General features: G+C 73.0%; 20 protein-coding genes and 1 pseudogene. 12 read left to right on the forward strand and 9 right to left on the reverse strand.

Annotation, left to right across the window (positions count from 1 at the left end; translation table 11 throughout):
- Positions 1 to 2: 2 nt before the first annotated feature.
- From AL2_RS22440 to AL2_RS22465, 6 genes are all read right to left on the reverse strand, one after another.
- On the reverse strand, positions 3 to 1,313 hold the full coding sequence (locus tag AL2_RS22440) for an ABC transporter substrate-binding protein (protein ID WP_067636542.1): 1,311 nt from the start codon (positions 1,311 to 1,313) through the stop codon (positions 3 to 5).
- 164 nt (positions 1,314 to 1,477) lie between these two features.
- Positions 1,478 to 2,512, reverse strand: coding sequence for a LacI family DNA-binding transcriptional regulator (locus tag AL2_RS22445; RefSeq protein WP_067636543.1), 1,035 nt, complete (start codon positions 2,510 to 2,512; stop codon positions 1,478 to 1,480).
- Positions 2,513 to 2,522: 10 nt separating this feature from the next.
- The gene (locus tag AL2_RS22450) at positions 2,523 to 4,148 is read right to left on the reverse strand and encodes a glycoside hydrolase family 13 protein (protein ID WP_067636545.1); all 1,626 of its coding nucleotides are present in this window, start codon (positions 4,146 to 4,148) and stop codon (positions 2,523 to 2,525) included.
- A 34-nt stretch (positions 4,149 to 4,182) separates the two neighbouring features.
- The gene (locus AL2_RS22455; protein WP_067636548.1) at positions 4,183 to 5,007 is read right to left on the reverse strand and encodes a carbohydrate ABC transporter permease; all 825 of its coding nucleotides are present in this window, start codon (positions 5,005 to 5,007) and stop codon (positions 4,183 to 4,185) included.
- The gene (locus AL2_RS22460; RefSeq protein WP_210747950.1) at positions 5,004 to 5,993 is read right to left on the reverse strand and encodes a carbohydrate ABC transporter permease; all 990 of its coding nucleotides are present in this window, start codon (positions 5,991 to 5,993) and stop codon (positions 5,004 to 5,006) included. The genes AL2_RS22455 and AL2_RS22460 overlap by 4 nt, the downstream gene beginning before the upstream one ends.
- A 5-nt stretch (positions 5,994 to 5,998) precedes the next feature.
- On the reverse strand, positions 5,999 to 7,315 hold the full coding sequence (locus AL2_RS22465; protein ID WP_067636550.1) for an ABC transporter substrate-binding protein: 1,317 nt from the start codon (positions 7,313 to 7,315) through the stop codon (positions 5,999 to 6,001).
- Between the two features lie 210 nt (positions 7,316 to 7,525).
- Between AL2_RS22465 and AL2_RS22470 the strand changes: the two genes are divergently transcribed.
- From AL2_RS22470 to AL2_RS22510, 9 genes and pseudogenes are all read left to right on the forward strand, one after another.
- Positions 7,526 to 8,227, forward strand: coding sequence for a nucleotidyltransferase domain-containing protein (locus AL2_RS22470; protein ID WP_245666837.1), 702 nt, complete (start codon positions 7,526 to 7,528; stop codon positions 8,225 to 8,227).
- The gene (locus AL2_RS22475) at positions 8,224 to 8,970 is read left to right on the forward strand and encodes a nucleotidyltransferase domain-containing protein (RefSeq protein ID WP_245666839.1); all 747 of its coding nucleotides are present in this window, start codon (positions 8,224 to 8,226) and stop codon (positions 8,968 to 8,970) included. The genes AL2_RS22470 and AL2_RS22475 overlap by 4 nt, the downstream gene beginning before the upstream one ends.
- A 111-nt stretch (positions 8,971 to 9,081) precedes the next feature.
- Positions 9,082 to 9,738, forward strand: coding sequence for a GTP cyclohydrolase II (gene ribA / locus AL2_RS22480; protein ID WP_067636552.1), 657 nt, complete (start codon positions 9,082 to 9,084; stop codon positions 9,736 to 9,738).
- Positions 9,739 to 9,749: 11 nt separating this feature from the next.
- Positions 9,750 to 10,556 (forward strand): CDP-alcohol phosphatidyltransferase family protein, encoded by an 807-nt coding sequence (locus tag AL2_RS22485; protein ID WP_083946793.1) that lies wholly within the window; start codon positions 9,750 to 9,752, stop codon positions 10,554 to 10,556.
- Positions 10,513 to 11,484, forward strand: coding sequence for a zinc-dependent alcohol dehydrogenase (locus tag AL2_RS22490; protein ID WP_067636555.1), 972 nt, complete (start codon positions 10,513 to 10,515; stop codon positions 11,482 to 11,484). The genes AL2_RS22485 and AL2_RS22490 overlap by 44 nt, the downstream gene beginning before the upstream one ends.
- A 59-nt stretch (positions 11,485 to 11,543) precedes the next feature.
- The gene (locus tag AL2_RS22495) at positions 11,544 to 11,942 is read left to right on the forward strand and encodes a 6-pyruvoyl trahydropterin synthase family protein (protein ID WP_067636557.1); all 399 of its coding nucleotides are present in this window, start codon (positions 11,544 to 11,546) and stop codon (positions 11,940 to 11,942) included.
- Complete coding sequence (locus tag AL2_RS22500) at positions 11,939 to 13,012, forward strand: glycosyltransferase family 4 protein (RefSeq protein ID WP_218003691.1); 1,074 nt, start codon at positions 11,939 to 11,941, stop codon at positions 13,010 to 13,012. The genes AL2_RS22495 and AL2_RS22500 overlap by 4 nt, the downstream gene beginning before the upstream one ends.
- The gene (locus tag AL2_RS22505; RefSeq protein ID WP_067636561.1) at positions 13,009 to 13,803 is read left to right on the forward strand and encodes a small ribosomal subunit Rsm22 family protein; all 795 of its coding nucleotides are present in this window, start codon (positions 13,009 to 13,011) and stop codon (positions 13,801 to 13,803) included. The genes AL2_RS22500 and AL2_RS22505 overlap by 4 nt, the downstream gene beginning before the upstream one ends.
- A pseudogene (locus AL2_RS22510) lies at positions 13,800 to 14,564 on the forward strand (lysylphosphatidylglycerol synthase transmembrane domain-containing protein); the annotation flags it as partial. The gene AL2_RS22505 and the pseudogene AL2_RS22510, both read left to right, overlap by 4 nt.
- A gap of 3 nt (positions 14,565 to 14,567) precedes the next feature.
- On the opposite strand, the gene AL2_RS36645 reads toward AL2_RS22510, so the two are convergent.
- The 3 genes from AL2_RS36645 to AL2_RS22520 are packed head-to-tail and all read right to left on the reverse strand — an operon-like array spanning position 14,568 to position 17,840.
- Complete coding sequence (locus tag AL2_RS36645) at positions 14,568 to 15,329, reverse strand: creatininase family protein (protein WP_157438300.1); 762 nt, start codon at positions 15,327 to 15,329, stop codon at positions 14,568 to 14,570.
- Positions 15,330 to 15,363: 34 nt separating this feature from the next.
- On the reverse strand, positions 15,364 to 16,518 hold the full coding sequence (gene metX / locus AL2_RS22515) for a homoserine O-acetyltransferase MetX (RefSeq protein WP_083946794.1): 1,155 nt from the start codon (positions 16,516 to 16,518) through the stop codon (positions 15,364 to 15,366).
- Positions 16,515 to 17,840, reverse strand: coding sequence for a bifunctional o-acetylhomoserine/o-acetylserine sulfhydrylase (locus AL2_RS22520; protein WP_067636565.1), 1,326 nt, complete (start codon positions 17,838 to 17,840; stop codon positions 16,515 to 16,517). The genes metX and AL2_RS22520 overlap by 4 nt, the downstream gene beginning before the upstream one ends.
- 389 nt (positions 17,841 to 18,229) lie before the next feature.
- On the opposite strand from AL2_RS22520, the gene AL2_RS22525 reads away from it, so the two are divergent.
- The 3 genes from AL2_RS22525 to AL2_RS22535 all read left to right on the forward strand — a co-directional run bounded on the left by AL2_RS22525 (position 18,230) and on the right by AL2_RS22535 (position 20,344).
- A complete protein-coding gene (locus AL2_RS22525) occupies positions 18,230 to 18,793 on the forward strand; it encodes a DUF1349 domain-containing protein (protein ID WP_067636567.1) in 564 nt (187 codons plus the stop codon).
- Positions 18,794 to 18,848: 55 nt separating this feature from the next.
- Positions 18,849 to 19,817: an alpha/beta hydrolase gene (locus AL2_RS22530; protein WP_067636569.1), complete on the forward strand. Its 969-nt coding sequence runs from the start codon at positions 18,849 to 18,851 to the stop codon at positions 19,815 to 19,817.
- Positions 19,818 to 19,963: 146 nt separating this feature from the next.
- Positions 19,964 to 20,344 carry a VOC family protein gene (locus tag AL2_RS22535; RefSeq protein WP_067636571.1) on the forward strand — a complete coding sequence of 127 codons (381 nt, stop codon included), beginning with the start codon at positions 19,964 to 19,966 and terminating at the stop codon, positions 20,342 to 20,344.
- Positions 20,345 to 20,350 lie beyond the last annotated feature (6 nt).

Genomic DNA, 20,350 nt, shown 5'->3' on the forward strand with positions numbered 1-20,350 from the left:
GGTTACCTGGCGGCCTTCTTGGCCTCGTCCACGGACTTCGACCAGGCGTCGGCCGGCTTCTGCTTGCCCTGGCCCACGGAGACCAGGACGTTCTCCACCGCGGCGCGCACGTCCTCGTTCTTCGGCCCGAGGTAGACCGGCTTCACGCCGGCCGCCAGCTCACCGAAGATCTGGCCCACCGGGGCGTCGTTGAAGTACTTGCTCTTCGCGCCCGCGACCGCCGGGTCCTGCGCGGCCTGCGGCGAGGAGGGGAAGACGTTCGCGGACTTGTAGGCGGCGACCTGGCCCTCCGGGGAGGTCAGGAACTCGGCCAGCTCGGCGGCGGCCTTCGCGTGCTTGGTCTGCTTGGGCACGGCCAGCCAGCTGCCGCCCCAGTAGCCGGCGCCGCCCGGGGTCTTGGCGACGTCCCACTTGCCCTTGCCGAAGTCGCCGGAGAACTCCTCGATGCCCCCGAGCATCCAGGAGGGGCACGGCAGGGTGGCGAAGGTGTTCCGCTTGAGGGCGGTCTGCCACGGCGGGGTGAAGATCGACATGTCCGCGGTGAGCTTGTTCTCCGCGAACTTCAGCGACGTGTCGAACGCCTGCTTGACAGCCGGGTTGCTGTCGTAGACGAGGTTGTCGCTCTTGTCGAAGAAGCTGTAGCCGGGGCCGCTGCCGGCGTTCTGCAGGACGGTGGCGCGGAAGACGGCGGTCGGGCCGTCCAGCCACTTGCTGCCGGGCACCTTCTGCTGGAACCTCTGCCCGGTCGCGAGGAACTCGTCCCACGTCGACCAGAGCTGGCCGACCTTCTCGCGGTCGGTCGGCAGGCCCGCCTTCTTGAAGAGGTCCTTGCGGTAGCACATGGCGAGAGGGCCGATGTCGGTGCCCAGGCCGATGAGCTGCTTGCCGTCCGGCGTGACGCCCATCTGCCACTTCCACGGCAGGAAGTTCTTCTCCAGGTCCTTGCCGCCGAAGTCGAAGAGGTTGACGAACTTCGCCTGCTGCTGCATGTACAGCGGGAGGATGCCCTCCTCCAGCATGACGACGTCGCCTGCTCCGCTGCCGGTGGCCATCCACTGCTGGATGCGCGGCTTGTACTCGTCCAGCGTCGAGACCTTGCGCTGCTTGATCTTGACGTTGGGGTGGGACTGCTCGTACTGCTTGTAGAGCGCGTCGTAGCCCGGCTCGCCGAAGACGTCGACGGTGAGCTCGATCGGCCCGCTGTCGGAGTCTCCCTTGTTGTCGTCGCCGTCTCCGCCGCACGCGACGGCGAGGCTGCCGACGAGTACCGCGGCCATCGCTGTACTCAGTCCGCGCCGCATGATGGCCCTCATGGCGGACCCCTCTCAGGTTGTGTCTTGCACCAGTGTGGGAGCGCTCCCACGAAGGAAAGACCGTGACCGGGCTCACTGTCAATGCGCCGAAACATAACCGTTACAACAACCTAGCTGCGAGGCCAGCGTGGTCAGGCCCCGTCCGACAGCCGGTCAGCCCTCGGTCACGGGGTCAGCCGCGCCGCCGCGGGAGCGGGCGCCGTCGACCGCCGGACGACGAGTTCCGGCCGGTAGAGCAGCTCCGTGCGGGGCGCGCGGGCACCGCGGATCTCGTCCAGGACGGTGCTCACCGCGGCCATCGACATCTCACGCACCGACTGCCGGATCGTGGTCAGCGGCGGATCGAGGTAGGCGGTCAGGGGCGAGTCGTCCATGCCGGTCACGGACACGTCCTCGGGCACCCGGAGGCCGCGCGCACGGGCCGCCCGGATCGCGCCGAGCGCCATGATGTCGTTGCCGCCGCAGATCGCCGTGCACCCCGCATCGAGCAGTTTCGCCGCCGCGGCCTGCCCGCCCTCGACCGTGTACATGGTGTTGACGATCAGCTCGTCCACCTCGTCCGGCGCGAGGTCGCTGTGCGCGGCCATCCCGCGCCGGAACCCCTCGGTCTTGCGCCGCGTCGGCACGTACACGTCCTGGCCGATCGCCAGCCCGATCCGCCGGTGGCCCATTGCGGCCAGATGCGCGACGATCGCCTCCAGCGACGCCACGTCGTCGTTCGAGATGTACGGCGCGTCGATGTCGGGCCGGTACCCGTTGACCAGGACGATCGGGAGCGCCTGCTCCAGCAGCCGCGCGTACCGGGCCCGGTCGGAGTTGGCGTTGGCGTGCAGGCCGTTGACGAAGATGATCCCCGCGACGCCGCGCTCCAGCAGCATCTCGATGTAGTCGTCCTCGGCGACGCCGCCCGGCGCCTGCGAGCACAGCACCGCCATGTACCCGTGCCGGGCCAGCGCGCTCTCGATGACCTCGGCGAACGCCGGGAAGATCGGGTTGGTCAGCTCCGGGATGATCAGCCCGATCAGCCCGGCCCGCCGCTGGCGCAGCCGGGCGGGGCGCTCGTACCCGAGCACGTCCAGGGCGGTCAGCACCGCCTGGCGCGTGGTCGGGGACACGCCCGGCTTCCCGTTGAGCACGCGGCTCACGGTCGCCTCGCTCACCCCGGCATGCGCCGCGATGTCCGCCAGGCGCGTCGTCATGGGTTTCAAACTATCCCTCCTCGACGTCCCACCACAGAGCGGTGTCCGGGGCCAACTCCACGTGGCCGCCGGCCACGTGGACGGGGCCGCTCGCGAGGAGCGGGGCTCCGTGCAGCGGGACGCGGGCCGTGCGGTCTCCCGTGTTCACCGCGCACGCGAGCCGCCTTCCCCCGTTCTCCCGGACGAACACCAGTGTGCCGGGTGGGGCCCCCTGCCAGCGGAGCCCGCCGTCGCCGAGCGCCGGATGATCGCGGCGGATGCGCAGCGCCTCGCGGTAGAGGGCCAGCATCGAGTCCGCGTCGGCGCTCTGCGCCGCGACGGTCAGGTCGCGCCACGCGGTGGGGATCGGCAGCCAGGACGCGGCGCCCGCGCCGAAGCCGAACGGGGGCTCCTCGCCCTCCCACGGCATCGGGACGCGGCAGCCGTCGCGGCCGGCGCCCTCGCCGCGGAGGCGCTGCGGGTCCTGCTGGAACTCCTCCGGCAGGTCGAGCACTTCGGGCAGGCCCAGCTCCTCGCCCTGGTAGACGTAGGACGAGCCGGGCAGCGCGAGCGTCAGCAGGGCCGCCGCGCGGGCGCGCCGCAGCCCTCGCTCGCCGTCGCCGTACCGGGTGACGTGGCGTTTCACGTCGTGGTTGGACAGGACCCAGGTCGCCGGCGCGCCGACCGCCGCGGCGGTGCGGAGCGACTCGTCGATCACCTCGCGCAGGCCGCCGGCGTCCCAGGGCGCGGTCAGGTAGTGGAAGTTGAACGCCTGGTGCAGCTCGTCCGGACGGGTGTAGCGGGCGAGCCGCTGCGGCGTGGGCGCCCATGCCTCGGCGACGGCGATCCGCTCGCCGTCGTAGGAGTCGAGGAGGCGCCGCCACTCGCGGTGGATGCCGTGGACGGGATCCTGGTCGAAGTACGGCAGGACGGCCGTGCCGAGCATCTCGACCTGGTTCGGGTGGCCGACGTCCGGCAGCCCGGGAGCCTTGGCCATGCCGTGGGCGACGTCGACGCGGAAGCCGTCCACGCCGAGGTCGAGCCAGAACTTCAGGATGTCCGCGAACTCGGCGTGGACCTCCGGGTTCTCCCAGTTCAGGTCGGGCTGCTCGGACGCGAACAGGTGCAGGTACCACTGGCCGTCCGGCAGCCGGGTCCAGGCGGGGCCGCCGAACACCGACTCCCAGTCGTTGGGGGGCTCCGCGCCGCCGGGGCCGCGTCCGTCCCGGAAGATGTAGCGGGCGCGCTCGGGGGAGCCGGGCGGCGCGGCGAGCGCGGCCTGGAACCAGGCGTGCCGGTCGGACGTGTGGTTCGGCACGACGTCCACGATGATCCGCAGGCCGTGCGCGTGCGCGTCGGCGATCAGGTCGCGGGCGTCGGCGAGCGTGCCGAACAGCGGGTCGACGTCGCGGTAGTCGGCCACGTCGTAGCCGAAGTCGGCCATCGGCGAGACGTAGAACGGGGTCAGCCACAGCGCGTCCACGCCGAGTCCGGCGAGGTAGGGCAGCCGGGACCGGACGCCGGGCAGGTCGCCGACGCCGTCGCCGCCGGAGTCGGCGAAGCTGCGCACGTACACCTGGTAGATGACGGCGTCGCGCCACCACCGGGTGCTGCCCTCCCGGCGGGAGGCGTGGGCGAGCAGGGTCTCCTGGGTCATGGACATCCTTCGGGTCGGGAGCCGGCCGGGTGCTTCACTTGACGCCGCCGGCGGTGAGGCCGGCGACGATCCGGCGCTGGAAGACCAGCACCACGACGATGAGGGGGACGGTCACGATCACCCCGGCCGCCATCTGGGTGCCGAACGGCTGGTCGAACCCGGAGACGCCGGTGAACTTGGAGATCGCGACCGTGGCGGTCTGCATCTCCTTCTTGTTGACCATGGACAGCGCGATGAGGAACTCGTTCCACGCCGCGATGAAGGTCAGGATCGCGGTGGTGAACACCCCGGGCGCCGCCAGCGGGACGATGATCTTGCGGAACGCCTGGCCGCGGGTGCAGCCGTCCACCATCGCCGCCTGCTCCAGCTCCAGCGGCAGCTGCCGGAAGAACGCGGTGAGCAGCCACACCGACAGCGGCAGCGCGAACCCGAGGCTGGGCAGCACCATCGCCTGGTAGGTGTTGATCCACCCGATGTCCGTGAAAAGTTTCAGCAAGGGAACAAGCTGCGAGATCCCCGGGAACATCGTGGTCGCGATGATCAGCCCGAGCACCGCGTTCTTGAACCGGAAGTCGAGCCTGGCCAGCGCGTACGCGGTGAAGGTGCCGATCAGCAGGGTGAGCACGGTCGTGCTGCCGGCCACGATGACGCTGTTCAGCAGGGCCCGCCCGAATCCGTTGTCGCCGGAGAAGACCGCGGAGAAGTTCTCCCACGACCACCGGGCCGGGACGATCGAGTTGTCGAACTGGTCCTGCGGGCGGCGGAACGCCGAGATCGTCATCCAGTAGAACGGCGCGAGGCAGTAGACCGCCACCGCGGCGAACCCGAGATAGGACAGCAGCCGCTTCGTCTGTGTCATGCCGCCTTCCTCCGTCCCCGTCTCGACTGCCGGCGGGCCTCGCCGATGATGTCGGCGCCGAGCAGCTTCACGAACAGGAACGCCATCAGCGCGATGTACAGGAACAGGACCGTCGCGTACGCCGCCGCCGACCCGTACCGCAGGTTGGACGCCTCGAACCAGGCGATCATCGTCAGCGTCTCCACCGACTTCTGGTTGACGCCGATCAGCACGGCGGGCAGGTCGAACATGCGCAGGACGTCCAGCATGCGGAACAGCACGGCGACCAGGAGCGCGGGCTTCACCAGCGGCAATGTGATGCGGAAGAACTGCTGGACGGGCCCGGCGCCGTCCACCCGCGCGGCCTCGTAGACCTCCCGGGGGATCATCTGCAGCCCGGCGAGGACGAGCAGCCCGATGAACGGGGAGGTCTTCCAGACCTCGGCGATGACGACGGCCGCCTTGGCGGGGAAGCCGTCGGCGGTCCACAGGATCTGCTGCCGCAGCACCGCGTTGGCGGCGCCGTCCGCCTGGAAGATCCACCGCCACAGCAGGCCGGAGATCGCGGTGGGGATCGCCCACGGGACGAGGATGCCGGCGCGCACGATCGCCCGTCCCCTGAACGCCTGATGCATGATCAGCGCCATCGTGACGCCGATCAGCGTCTCCAGGACCACGGTCGTCAGCGTGAAGAACGTGGTGTTGGAGAAGGCGTTCCAGAACGCGTCGGCGCGGTCGCCCTGGAAGATCGCGGTGTAGTTGTCCAGGCCGACGAACCGGTCGCCCTCGACGACGAACCCCTGCGCGTCCAGGCCCTCGCCGCGCGCGTACAGCGACTCGCGGAACCCGGCGAGAACGGGGTAGCCGATGACCAGTGCGAGCACGAGCAGCGTGGGGGACAGCAGCAGCGCCGCCAGCCGCTTCGTCCCCTGCACGTCGCGCGTGCGTCGGCGGGGCGCGTCCGCCGCGGGGGTGCCCGCGGCGGACGGCGTCTCGGTCGTGGTCACGTGGCTCACTGCGCGGTCAGCGGCTGGAGCTTGGCCTGCAGGTCCGCCAGGGCCTGGCCGGCGGGCTTCTTGCCGGTCACCGCGTCGTACATCTCGCCCTGGATCGCGGCGGTCACGTCGCCGTACTTCACCGCGACCGGGCGCGGCTTGGCGTTCGTGATGGCCTGCTTCAGGACGGGCAGGTACGGGAACTTCTTCACCATCTCCGGGTCGTCGTACAGCGCGGCGATGGTCGGGGCCTGCGAGGTGGCGAGCAGGTTGTCGCGCTGGGCCTGCTCACCGGTGAGGTACCGGATGAAGTCGAGCGAGGTCGCCTTGTTCTTGGCGAAAGCGGAGATCGCGAGGTTGTGGCCGCCGAGGTTGGCGACGCCGGGGCCGTTCAGCCCGGGCAGCGGCGCGACCGCGAACTTGCCCGCCACCTTCGACGAGCCGTCCTTCTGTCCGGCCAGCGCGTACTGGTAGGGCCACTGCCGCTGGAAGACCAGCTTCCCGGACTGGAAGTAGCGGCGCCCGCCCTCGGTGTCGAGGGTGACGGCCTCCTTGGGCATGTGCTCCTTCTTGGCGTTCACGAGGAACTCGACGCCCTGCCTGGCCTGCGGGGTGGTCAGCGCCGGCTTGCCGTCCGCGCCGATGATCGAGCCGCCGGCGCTGCCGATCGCCTCGACCGCGCTGATCGTCAGGCTCTCGGTCTTGTTGACCTCGGTGAAGAAGCAGTCGATGCCGCCCTCGCCGGAGAGCTTCTTCACCTTCTCGCAGTCGTCCCACATCTCGTCGTAGGTCTTCGGCGGCGCGGAGATCCCGGCCTTCTTGAGGAGGTCCTCGCGGTAGTAGAGCATCCCGGCGTCGGACGTGGACGGCACCGCGTAGAGCCGGTCGCGGTACTGCCCGGTGGTGATCGTCGCGGGCAGCATCTTCGACAGGTCGATCTTGTTCTTGGGCAGTTCGGCGAGCCAGCGGTTCGCGGCGAACTCGGCGGTCCACACCACGTCGAGGTTCAGCACCGAGTAGGCGTCCGACTTGGTCGTGGCGTTCTGGATCATCTGCTGCCGCTGGTCGTTGGGCTCGTCGGGCAGCTCGATGACGCGGACCTGCTCCTTCGCGTGCTCGGCGTTCCAGGCGTCCACCTGCTTCTGCAGGTTGCCCGAGCGGTCCTTGCCGGTGACGAAGGTGATGGGGCCGCGGCCGTCCAGGGCCGCCGCGCCCGCGCCGCCCGCGGAGCCGCCGCCGTCATCGCCGCCGCAGGCGGAGAGCGAGAGCGCGACGGCGGCGCAGACGATGCCGCCCGCGAGAGGTGCGCCGCCGATCAGGGGGATGCGCCGCATGGTGTCCTCCTTCGCGGGACGCGCCCTCGCCGGGGCCGCCGTCCCGCAGGTCCGTACTGGGGGTGACTGGACCGGGACGTTAGCAACGCGTTGCAGGCTCGTAAACCACTTGCAGAAAGTTTCAGCAAGTTCGTGCCCATTCTGTAACCGACTTACAGCGCCCGGACAATCGGGTCGACGCGCCCGCGGACGCTGCGCCAGGCTGCCCCCGTGACGATCTCCGACCATGGCGCCGCGCTCGACCTCGTCCGGGACCACACGATCCTGTCGGTGGTGACCGGGTCGCGAGCCTACGGGCTGGCGACCGGCGACAGCGACGTCGACCGGCGCGGCGTCTACGCAGCCCCGGCCCCGCTGTTCTGGCGTTTCACCAAGCCGCCCGCCCACGTGGACGGCCCGCTGCCCGAGCAGTTCTCCTGGGAGCTGGAGCGGTTCTGCGAGCTGGCGCTCGCCGCGAACCCGACCGTCCTGGAGTGCCTCTGGTCGCCGCTGGTGGAACGCGTCACTCCGGTGGGGGAGGAGCTGCTGGCCGTCCGGCCGGCCTTCCTGTCCCGGCACGCGCACCGCACGTTCCTCCGCTACGCCGAGGCCCAGTTCCGCAAGCTGGAAGGCGACTTGCGCAGCGGTGGCGCGCCGCGCTGGAAACACGTCATGCACATGCTGCGGCTGCTGGTGAGCGGCCTGCACCTCGTCCGGCACGGGGAGCCCCGCGTCGGCGTCGGCGACCTGCGCGACCGGCTGCTCGCCGTCCGCCGCGGCGAGGTCGCCTGGGACGAGATCGAGACCTGGCGCGCCTCCCTCGCCGCCGGCTTCGACGAGGCCCTGGAGCACAGCCCGCTGCCGCCCGAGCCCGACCGCGCGACGGTCGAGGACCTGCTGATCTCCATCCGCCGCAGGAGCGTGACCTGGTGAAACTCCCCGAAGGCATGATCGAGCGCTTCGCCGCCGACCATCCTTACCCGCGCGCGTTCCTCACCGTCAGCGGAGCGCATCTGTACGGGTTCCCGTCCGAGGACTCCGACATCGACCTGCGCGGCGTCCACCTGCTGCCGCTGGAGGAGATCGTCGGCCTGGAGAAGGGCGACGAGACGATCACGCTGATGTGGGACCACGACGGTGTGGAGGCCGACGCGGTCACCCACGACCTCGCCAAGTTCTGCGCGCTGCTGCTGCGGCGCAACGGCTACGTCCTTGAGCAGGTCATGTCGCCGCTGGTCGTGGCCACGTCCGAGGTGCACGCCGAGCTGAAGGCGCTCGTGCCGGGGCTCGTCACGTCCAACCACGCGCACCACTACCTGGGGTTCGCGCGGTCGCAGTGGCAGCTGTTCGAGAGGTCGCGCGAGCTGAAGCCGCTGCTCTACACGTTCCGGGTGCTGCTGACGGGCGTCCACCTGATGCGGACGGGCGAGGTCGAGGCCGACCTGACCCGCCTCACCGGCGACGGCCCGTCCTACCTGCCGGACCTGATCGAGGCCAAGCGCGCCGCCGAGCACGGCGCCCTCCCGGCGGACGCGCCCGCCGCGTCGCGCCTCCAGGACGACGTCGCCGCGCTCGCCGCCCGGCTGGAGGACGAGCGCGACCGCAGCGCCCTGCCCGGGTCCCCCGCGGGCCGCCGCGCTCTTCACGACTTGGTGGTTCGCACGCGCCTAGGCTGAACCCTGCGGTGCCTCCCCTGCGTGCCACCGGTTATACGGACCGTTTGGACGCAACCACCCGGATATGTGGCCACGTACCAGAGGTGATTGCGGAGCCGAGGAAGGGGAGCGATGCACGAGCAGGGCATCGACCAGAAGGACATCGCGGAGGCGGATCTGCGGACCAGGCGCGGCGTGTTCCGCGCCGTCGCGTTCCGCGACCCTGTCGACGGGCACGAGCACATGGCGCTGGTGCGCGGCGACGTCCGGGAATGCGGGGACGTGCTCGTCCGGATGCACTCCGAGTGCATGACGGGCGACATCTTCGGCGCCACCCGCTGCGAATGCGGGGACCAGCTCGGCGCGGCGCTGGACACGATCGTCCGCGAGGGCGCCGGCATCCTGGTCTACCTCCGCGGGCACGAGGGGCGCGGGATCGGGCTGGTGGCGAAGGTGCGCACCCACATCCTGCAGGACGACCAGGGCCTCGACACCGTCGACTCCGCCACCGCGATCGGGCTGCCGGTCGACGTCCGCGACTACGGCCCGGCCGCACGGATCCTGCGGCACCTCGGCGTCCGGTCGGTGCGGCTGATGTCGAACAACCCCGACAAGGTCCGGGCGCTGGAGTCCTACGGCGTGCTCGTCGCCGCCCGGGTGCCGCTGCTCGTCCCGGTCAGCGACGACAACGTCCGCTACCTCACCGCCAAGCGCGACCGCCTCGGCCACGACCTGCCCCAGCTGGACGCCGCGGTTCTCGGTGAGGCACCGGTCAGCGAGGTGCACTGATGGTGCGGCCCATGACCTTGACGCGGCCGCCGCTGCGGCCGCCGCTGCGGGCTCCCGTGCCGCTGCCGCGCCGGCCGCGCCTCACCCGGGGGCCCGAACTGGGGCTCGCGGTGGCGGCGCAGCTCGCGCTGCTGGCGGTGCTTCGTCCCGGCCACGCGGGCCTGGCCGTGGGCGTCGGATACGCGCTGGCGTCGTGGGCGCTCCTCACCCGGGCCTTCCGGCGGCGGCGCACGCTCGGACCGGCCGATCACGTGACGCTGGCGCGGGTCGTGCTCACCGGAGGAGTCGCGGCGCTGGTCGCGGGGCATCTCGCCGGCGCCGGGCACACCGCGGCGCTGGTCGCGGTCGCGTCGGTCGCGCTCGTCCTGGACGGCGTGGACGGGCAGGTCGCCCGGCGCACCGGGACGGCGTCGAAGCTCGGTGCGCGGTTCGACATGGAGACCGACGCGCTGCTGGTGCTGGTGCTGAGCGTCGAGGTCGCCTGGTCGGCCGGGGCGTGGGTCCTCGCGATCGGCGCCATGCGGTACGCGTTCGGCGCGGCGGCCTGGGCGGCGCCGTGGCTGCGCGCCGACCTGCGGCCGAGCGTCGCGCGCAAGACCGTCGCGGTGGTGCAGGGCGTGGTGCTGGTCGTGGCCGCGGCGGGGGTCGTCCCGTACGCGGGCCTGCTGGTGGCGGCGGCGCTCGCGCTGCTGGTGTGGTCGTTCGGGCGGGACGTGCGGTGGCTGTCGGCGCGGCGGGACCGGCGCGCCGGCACGGCCCGGGGGAGGAGCACGGATGGAGCGCGACGCGCGCGCCTTCTGGATCCGGTCGCCCGGTAAGGGGGAGATCGGTGACCTCGTCCTGCCGGAGCCGGGGCCGGGCGAGGCAGTCGTCCGCACGCTGTACTCCGGCGTGAGCCGCGGGACCGAGGCGATCGTGTTCCGCGGCGGCGTCCCGCCGAACCAGCACGCGATCATGCGGGCGCCGTTCCAGGACGGGACGTTCCCCGGCCCCGTCAAGTACGGGTACCTGAACGTCGGCGTGGTCGAGCACGGGCCGCCCGAGCTGGCCGGGCGGACGGTGTTCTGCCTCTACCCGCACCAGACCCGGTACGTCGTCCCGGCGAGCGCGGTCAGCGTCGTCCCGGCCGGTGTGCCGCCGGAGCGGGCCGTCCTCGCCGGGACGGTCGAGACGGCGGTGAACGCGCTGTGGGACGCGGCGCCGCTCGTCGGCGACCGCATCGCCGTGGTCGGCGCCGGGATGGTCGGCTGCTCGGTCGCGGGGGTCCTGGCCGGGTTCCCGGGGAGCCGTGTGCAACTGGTCGACACCGACCCGTCCCGAGCTTCCGCGGCGAAGGCGCTCGGCGTCGAGTTCGCCACGCCGGAGCGGGCCCTGGGCGGCTGCGACCTCGTCGTCCACGCGAGCGCGACCGAGGCGGGGCTGGCGCGGGCGCTGGAGCTGCTCGCGCCGGAGGGCGAGGTCATCGAGCTGAGCTGGTACGGGGACCGGCGGATCAGCGTCCCGCTCGGCGAGTTCTTCCACTCGCGGCGGCTGACCATCCGGGGCAGCCAGGTCGGCGCCGTGCCGCCGTCCCGCCGGGCGGGCCGGACGTTCGCCGACCGGCTCGCGCTGGCGCTGCGGCTGCTCGCGAACCCCGCCTTCGACGCGCTCATCACCGGGGAGAGCCCCTTCGCCGAGCTGCCGGAGCTGATGCCGCGGCTCGCGAACGGCGAGATCCCCGCCCTCTGCCACCGGATCGTCTACTGAGCCGGATCTCAACTGAGCCGGATCCCTACTGTGTCGGATCGTCAACGAGGAGGACGCTCTTGTTCGGCATCACCGTCCGCGACCACGTCATGATCGCGCACAGCTTCCGCGGCGAGGTCTTCGGGCCGGCGCAGCGGCTGCACGGCGCCACGTACGTGGTGGACGCGACGTTCCGCCGGGCCGGTCTCGACCCGGACGGGCTCGTCGTCGACATCGGGCTCGCCACCCGCGAGCTGGGCGAGGTCCTGGGCGGGCTGAACTACCGCAACCTGGACGAGGAGCCGGAGTTCGCCGGGGTCAACACCTCGACCGAGTTCCTCGCCAAGGTCATCGCCGACCGGCTCGCCGGCCGGATCCACGCGGGCGCGCTCGGCGAGCACGCGCGCGGCCTGTCCGGCATTACGGTGACGCTGCACGAGTCGCACGTCGCCTGGGCCAGTTACGAGCGGGACCTGTGACCGCGCCCGAGATCTGCGTCGTCGTCCCCGGCGGCATCGACGACGCCGGCGCCCCGAGCGGCGGCAACCACTACGACCGGCGGCTGTGCGACGAGCTGGCGGCGTCGGGGCGTCCCGTCCGCGAGGTGCCGGTGCCGGGGTCGTGGCCCCGCCCGGACGCGGCGGCGCGGGAGGGCCTCGCCCGCTCGCTCGCCGCGCTGCCCGACGGCGCCGTCGTCCTGATGGACGGCCTGGTCGCGTGCGGGGTCCCGGACATCGTCGTCCCGGAGGCCGGACGGCTGCGGCTGGCGGTCCTCGTCCACCTCCCGCTGGCGGACGAGCCCGGACAAGCCGACCTGAACGCCGGGGAGCGGAAGGTGCTGGAGGCCGCCGGGGCGGTCGTCGCCACGAGCCCCTGGGCCAAGGACCACCTCATCGCCCATCACGGGCTCGACCCGTCGCGCGTCCACGCCGTCGTCCCGGGCACCGACCCGGCGCCGCTCGCGTCCGGCGCCGACGGCGCGACCCGCCTGCTGTGCGTGGCGTCGGTGACCCCCCGCAAGGGGCACGACGTCCTCGTGGAGGCGCTCGCCGCCGTCGCGCACCTGCCCTGGCGCTGCGAATGCGCCGGCCCCCTCGGCAGCGACCCCGGCCACGTGGCGCGCGTGCGCCGGCTGATCGCCCGGCACGGCCTCGGCGACCGCGTCGACCTGCGGGGGCCGCTGGCCGGGAAGCGGCTGGACGACGCCTACGCCGCCGCCGACGTGCTCGTCCTCGCGTCCCGCGCCGAGACGTTCGGGATGGTGGTGACCGAGGCCCTCGCGCGCGGCATCCCCGTCGTCGCGACGTCGGTGGACGGCGTCCCCGACACGCTCGGCTGGGACCCGACCGGCGCCGTCCCCGGCCTCCTCGTCCCGCCGGACGACCCGGCCGCGCTGGCCGCGGCGCTGCGCCGCTGGCTCGTCGAACCCGAGCTGCGGGGCCGCCTGCGCGCCGCCGCCCGGCTGCGCCGCGGCATGCTGCCCGGCTGGAACGACACGGCCCGCCGCATGGCGACCGTCCTGTCCCGGCTGCGGAGGGAGGCACGATGAGCTTCGACCCCGACTGGCTGGCGCTGCGGGAGAGCGCCGACGCCGCCGCCCGCGCCGCCGACCTGCTCGAACCGCTCCGGGCCGCACTCCCGCCGGACGGGCCGCTGGTCATCTGGGACCTCGGCTGCGGCACCGGCTCGCTCGGCCGCTGGCTGTCCGGGCGGCTGCGCGGCCCGCAGCACTGGATCCTGCACGACCGCGATCCGGCCCTGCTCGACCTCGCCCGCGCCAACGACTACGTCACCGCCGACGGGCTGCCCGCGACGATCGAGACGCGCGCGTTCGACCTCGCCGCGCTGCGGGCGTCGGACCTGGTCGGCGCGTCGCTCGTCACCGCGTCCGCGCTGCTGGACGTGCTCACCGCCGCCGGGATCGAGACGATCGCCGCGGCGGCCGCCTGCCCGGCGCTGCTCACCCTGTCGGTCGTCGGCCGCGTCCGGTTCTCCCCGTCCGAGCCGCTCGACGCCGTGGTCGCCGCCGCCTTCGACGCCCACCAGCGCCGCGGCGGCCTGCTCGGGCCGGACGCCGTCACCGCCGCGATCAAGGCGTTCGGGCGGCGCGGCGCGACCGTCCTGACCCGTCCGAGCCCATGGCGGCTCGGCCCCGGCCAGTCCGCGCTGACCGCCGCGTGGCTGCGCGGCTGGGTCGGCGCCGCCGTCGAGCAGCAACCGGACCTGGCCCCGTCCGCGGACGACTACCTGAGCCGGCGCCTCGCCGACTGCGCCGCCGGCCGGCTCACCGCCGAGGTCCACCACCTGGACCTGCTCGCCATACCTGGGAGAACTTCATGAAGAGGCTCTGGCCTTGGGGGCGCCTGCTCGTCGGGCTGGGCATCCTTGCCGGGCTGCTGTGGTGGCACAGCACGGACGCCTTCGTGGCGGCGCTCCACGCCATCGATTCCGAATCCGTGGTCCTGGCCCTCGCCATCGGCCTGCTGACCACGGTGCTCAGCGCGGCCCGGTGGTGGCTGGTCGCCCGGCGCGTCGGCCTGCGCCTGCCCATGGCCGGCGCCGTCACGGACTACTACAGGTCCCAGTTCCTCAACGCCGTGCTGCCCGCGGGCGTCCTGGGGGACGTGCACCGGGCGGTGAGCCACGGCCACCGATCGGGTGACGTCGCCCGAGGGGTGCGGGCCGTGTTCCTCGAACGGACCGCCGGCCAGGGCGTCGCCATCGTCGCGGGGCTCGCCGCGCTGTTCGCGTACCCGGCCCTGGTGTCGGCGATGGCCCCGGCCCTCATCCCGGTGGGGATCGCCCTGGCGGGGGTGCTGGCGCTGGGCCGCTGGAAGCATCCGGCCCTGGCGTCCACGTTCACCGACCTGCGCGCCGCTGCGGGCGCCTGGCCGGGCATCGTCGGCCTGTCGGTCGCGGCACTGGGCGGACATCTGGCGCTGTTCGTCGTCGCGGCCCGCCTGGCCGGCGCGACGGCTCCGGTCGCCACCCTGCTGCCGCTCCTGCTGCTCGCGCTGCTGGCGATGGTCCTGCCGATCAACATCGGCGGCTGGGGGCCGCGCGAGGCCGTCCTCGCGCTGGCGTTCGGTGCGGCCGGGCTCGGCTCAGCGCAGGGCCTGACCGTCTCGGTCGTCTACGGGGTGCTGAGCCTGGTCGCGTGCCTGCCCGGCGCCGCGACCCTGCTGCTGAAGCACCGCGAGGACGTCCCCGAACGCCGCGACAAGGCTCCGCAGCGCGTCCCGGCCCTTGCCGGCGCGGGCCAGTGAAGGCTGCCCGATGACGCCCGACGCCGTGTAGGCGGCCATCCCCGCCGTCAGCAGATGCCGCCGGTCATCGGCCAGATGATCGGCGGTGTCGTACCCGTCCCGGAGCAGGCCGGGGTGGGCGTGCAGCAGGATCGACGCCTCCAGTTCCCCGGCGTGCATGTCGCTGTCCCCGGACGTCTCGACGCCCGCCGCCTTCCGCGCGGCCTCCCAGTCCTCGAACCCCGGGAAGAGGGCCATGTCGCCGTGCGCCTCCTGCACGACGTTGCCCAGGACATAGTTCCCGCCGTGCCCGCTGACCAGCACGAGCTTCGGGACCCCGGCCCCGCGCAGCGACTCGGCGACGTCCCTCACGACCGCGTGCAGGGTGGCCGCGGAGATGCTCACCGTCCCGGGCCAGCCGGCGTGCTCGTGCGAGCACGAGATCGTCACGGGCGGGAGCACCTGGACCGCGTGCGCCTTCGCGATCTCCTCCGCGAGCGTGCAGGCGATCACCGTGTCCGTCGCGAGCGGCAGGAACGGCCCGTGCTGCTCGAAGCTGCCCACCGGCAGCACGGCCACGGGGACGTCCGGAACCTCGGCGCTCGTATGCATCGGCAACATGCCCCAACTCTGCCGCATCCGCCGGGGCCGCGGCTCAGCCGCCGAGCACTTCCCGGACGAGCGCGCCGACCTGGCCGATCTCGGTGAGGAAGCCGTCGTGGCCGGACGTCGACCCGATCACCCGCGGCCGGTCCGCCCCCGGGATGCCGGCCGCGAGCTCCTCCTGCTGGGACAGCGGATAGAGCCGGTCGGAGTCGACGCCCGCCACCAGCGTCCGGGCCGTCACCCGGCGCAGCGCGGCGGCCGTGCCGCCTCGTCCGCGGCCGACGTCGTGGCCGTTCATCGCCTCGGTGAGCACCACGTAGCTGCCCGCGTCGAAACGTCCCACCAGCTTGCCCGCGTGGTGGTCGAGGTAGGACTCCACCTGGTAGCGCCCGGACCGCCACGGGTCCTCGCCGTCCTGCGGGCGGCGGCCGAAACGGGCCTGCAGCTCCGGTTCGCTGCGGTAGGTGATGTGGGCGAGCCTGCGGGCCGTGCCCAGCCCGGCGTGCGGGCCGTCCCCCGGCGCGGCGTCGTAGTAGTCGCCGCCGCGCCAGCCCGGATCCGAGCGGATGGCGTGCAGCTGCACGCCGGCCATGGCGATCTGCTCGGCGCTCGCCGCGGCCGTGCTGGCGAGCAGCAGCAGCGCCGCGGTGCGCTCCGGATACGTCACGGCCCATTCCAGGGCGCGCATCCCGCCCATCGAACCGCCGGTGACCAGCGCCCAGCGGCCGATCCCCAGCGCGTCCGCCAGCCGCGCCTCGGCGGCGACCATGTCGCGCTGCGTCAGGTACGGGAACGAACCGCCCCAGGGCCGCCCGTCCGGCCGGGGCGAGGACGGCCCGGTACTGCCCTGGCAGCCGCCCAGCACGTTGGGGGCGACGATGAACCAGCGGTCGGTGTCCAGCGGACGGCCCGGCCCGACCAGCCCGTCCCACCAGCCGGGCGTGGGATGCCCGGGTCCGGCCGGCCCGGCGACGTGGGCGTCCCCGGTGAGGGCGTGCAGCACCAGCACCGCGTTGGAGGCGTCGGGGGCGAGCCGCCCCCAGGTCTCGTACGCGAGCCGCACCCCGGGGAGCGCGCCGCCGGCCTCCAGCGGCAGCGGCCGGTCCAGGGTGACCCACTGCCGCCGCCCGGGCGGGTCCCCCTCCCGCCAGGCCCCGGAGGCCGGCGGGAGGGAGACCGGTGCGGTCTCGGAGTCGGTGCTCAGGACGCGCCCTTCGCCGCGCGGAAGCCGGCCTCCAGATCGGCCTTGAGGTCGGTGACGCTCTCGATGCCGATGCACAGCCGCACCAGCCCGGGGGTGACGCCGGCGGCGGCCAGCTCGTCCTCGTTGAGCTGGCTGTGCGTGGTGGACGCCGGGTGGATGATCAGGCTGCGCACGTCCCCGATGTTGGCCAGGTGGCTGAACAGCTCGACGCCCTCCACGAACCGCCGTCCCGCCTCGATGCCGTCGCGCAGCTCGAAGGTGAACACGGCGCCCGAGCCCTGCGGCAGGTAGCGCTGGGCGGCCTCGTGCCACGGGCTGGACGCCAGCCCCGGGTAGTGGACGGCCGACACCTCCTCGTGCTGCTCCAGCCACTCGGCCAGCTCCTGCGCACTGGCCGACTGCCGCTCCATCCGCAGGCTGAGCGTCTCCACGCCCTGCAGCAGCAGGAACGCCGAGTGCGGCGCGATGGCGGGGCCGAGGTCGCGCAGCAGCTGGACGCGCAGCTTGATCCCGTAGGCGCCGGGGCCGAGCGCCGGCCAGTACTGCAGGCCGTTGTAGCTCGGGTCGGGCTCGGTGAAGTCGGGGAAGCGGTCGGGGTGGGCCCCGAAATCGAACGTTCCACCGTCCACGACCACGCCCGCGATGGTGGTCCCGTGGCCGCCGATGAACTTGGTCGCCGAGTGCACCACGACGTCGGCGCCGTGCTCGATCGGCCGCACCAGGTACGGGGTCGCGATCGTGTTGTCCACGATCAGCGGCACGCCCGCCGCGTGCGCGATGTCGGCGACGCCCCGGATGTCCAGGACGTTGCCGCGCGGGTTGCCGATGCTCTCGGCGAACACCGCCTTGGTGTTCGGCCGGATCGCGGCCCGCCAGGCGTCCAGGTCGTCGGCGTCGACGAAGGAGACCTCGATGCCGAACTTCGGCAGCGTGTGCTGGAACAGGTTGTGGGTGCCGCCGTAGATCGTGGAGCTGGAGACGATGTGGTCGCCCGCGCGCGCCAGGTTCCAGATCGCCATCGACTCCGCGGCCTGCCCCGAGGCCACCGCCACCGCGCCGACCCCGCCCTCCAGCGCCGCGATGCGCTTCTCGAAGGCGTCCTGCGTCGGGTTCATGATGCGGGTGTAGATGTTGCCGGCCTCGGCGAGCGAGAACAGGTTCGCGGCGTGCTCGGTGTCGCGGAAGACGAACGAGGTCGTCTGGTAGATCGGCACCGCCCGCGCGCCGGTGGCCGGGTCCGGCTCGCTGCCGGCGTGCACCTGCTTCGTCTCGAACGACCAGCCGGCCTCGGCGGACGGGGCGGGGTCGGCGTGCTCACTCATGGCTCTCCTCGGGCTGTACGGGGGCGACGGGGACTGCGGTGGGTTCGTGCGGGTCCGGCGCCATCACGAGCGTGCGGAATGCGATGGTGCGAGCGGGTGGGCGCCGGGGGCGCGGGGGTGCGCGCCGGGGGGGATCGCGGGACGGCGCCGGGCAGGGGGCGGCGGCGTCAGTGCGTCGCGCGGCAACAGCTGCAGCTGGTGACGCGCCCGTAGTCGACATGGCGGCGCGCCACGAGCATGGTCATTTGCGCAGTTTACCCTGGTCAGCCTGTCGCTTATGAGTAACCTGCATCACACCCGAGCCGGATTCGGCCTCCGTCGGCCTCGCGACGCGAAAGGCGCATGAAAGGAGGTAGAGCTAACTCCACCCCTTCCGTAGATTTCAGGTCATGATCAGTGGTGAATGGCTCAACCCGCCCCCCGGGGCCGTGCGGGACGGCTCCGCGCTGCTCGTCACCGCCGCGAAGGGCGGCGACTTCTGGCGGACGACGTCCTACGGCTACGACCGCGACAGCGGACACGCCCTCCTGTCCCGCCTCGGGCCCGAGGCCGCGATCGAGGTCTCGTTCATCGCCGACTACGACCAGCAGTTCGACCAGGCCGGCATCCTCGTGCGCCTGGACGAGGAGACCTGGATCAAGGCGGGCGTCGAGTACTGCGACGGCGCCCTCCAGTTGGGCGCGGTGGTGACCCACCGGGTCTCCGACTGGTCCTCGGCCCCCGTCCCCTGGACGGGCCGGGAGGTGACCCTGCGGGCCAGCCGCTCGGGCGACGCCGTGACGATCCGGGCCCGCGCCGGCTCCGGCCCCTGGCAGATGATCCGCCTCGCCCCCTTCCCGCCGGGCGTCGAGGCCACCGCCGGGCCCTACTGCTGCGCCCCCGAACGCGAGGGCCTCACCGTGCGCTTCACCGGCGTGACCGTGGGCCCGCCGGACGAGACCCTGCACCCATAGGCACCCAAGCACTTACTTGGTATGCTCCCGGCCTGCGACGGCGGGAGGACGCACGATGACGCTCGCACCGGTGATCGAAGAACGCGCGGGATGCGGCCGGCCCGCGCGGCTGGCCGCCCGCCTGGCGCGGCTGCTCGTTCGGCCGCTCATCACCCACCTCCCGTGGACCCCGTTCACGCTGCGCTTCGCCCCGCTGCTCGACCTGGGCGCGGCCCTCCTGCCGCCGCCGCGCGGAACGAAGGTCGCCAAGGTCCGGAACCTCGGCTGCGCGGCCGAATGGGTCCGCGGCCGGGGCGTGCCCACCGGATCCCGCCAGGTGATCCTCTACTTCCACGGCGGCGGCTTCGTCGCCTGCGGCCTGCGCACCCACCGCCGCATGATCGCCCGCATCTCGCAGGCCGCCGGCATGCCCGTCCTCTCGGTCGCCTACCGCATGCAGCCCCGCGTCCCCATCCAGACGTCCATCGACGACTGCGTCGACGCCTACCGGTGGCTCCTGGAAAGCCGTGAACCGGACGACATCGTGATCGCCGGCGACTCCGCGGGCGGCTACCTCGCCTTCATGGGCCCCCTCCACGCCCTCCGCGCCGGCCTGCCCCGCCCGGCCGGCATCGTCGCCCTCTCCCCCTTCACCGACCTGGACATCACCGCGAAGATCGCCCACGCCAACGCGGCCCTGGATCCCTTCATCCCCGCCCCGCGCATGTGGGACATGGTCCGCACCTGCTTCCCGGACGCCGAGTACACCGACCCGTGGCTGAGCCCCGTCCACGCGGGCCTCTCCGGCATGCCGCCCACGCTCATCCAGGCCGGCTCGATCGAGGTGCTCCGCGCCGACGCCGAGCTGATGGCCGAACGCCTCGGCGCCGCCGACGTCCCCTGCACCCTGCAGATCTGGGAAGGCCAGATGCACGTCTTCCAGATCTTCGCCGACATCTCCCGCGAGGGCCTCGCCGCCATCAAGGAGATCGGCGCCTTCGCCCGCCGCACCACGACCGCCGCCAGCCGCTCCCAGGCCGCCTAGCGCCCCCCTGCCGGACACCTCCCCGTCATCCTCCCGTGCGTCGCCGCCCTCGCGGCCCGGACGGCCGAGCCGTCATCGCCGTCCTCCTCGCCGAGCCGCCGATCTCGGGCCTTGGCCGGCCGGGTTGGTGCGGCTAGCCTTCCGGCATGCACCGCAGCCGGCTGGTCGGGATCCTCATTGACACGCCTGCCGCGCAAGCCGGAGCGGCGGCGGACTTCTGGTCCGCGGCGCTGGGCGGGCAGGCGTTTCCCGCGCCGGGCGAGGAGCAGTTCACCGTCGTGGCCGGCGCCGTCGCCGGGCTGTTCACCGTCGTCCAGGCGGTCGACGACGCGCCGCGCTACCACCTCGACATCGAGACCGACGACCTGGCGGCGGAGGTCGCCCGCCTGACGGCGCTGGGCGCGGAACCGGTGTCGAGCTGGCAGGAAGCCCATACCCTGCGCGCGCCGGGCGGCCACCTGCTCTGCGTGGTGCCCGTGCACAGCGACCCCGAGACGTTCGCCAACTCGGCCCGAACCTGGCCGTAGCCCTGG

The organism is Actinomadura latina NBRC 106108 (genome assembly GCF_001552195.1).
GTDB classification, from domain to species: Bacteria; Actinomycetota; Actinomycetes; order Streptosporangiales; family Streptosporangiaceae; genus Spirillospora; species Spirillospora latina.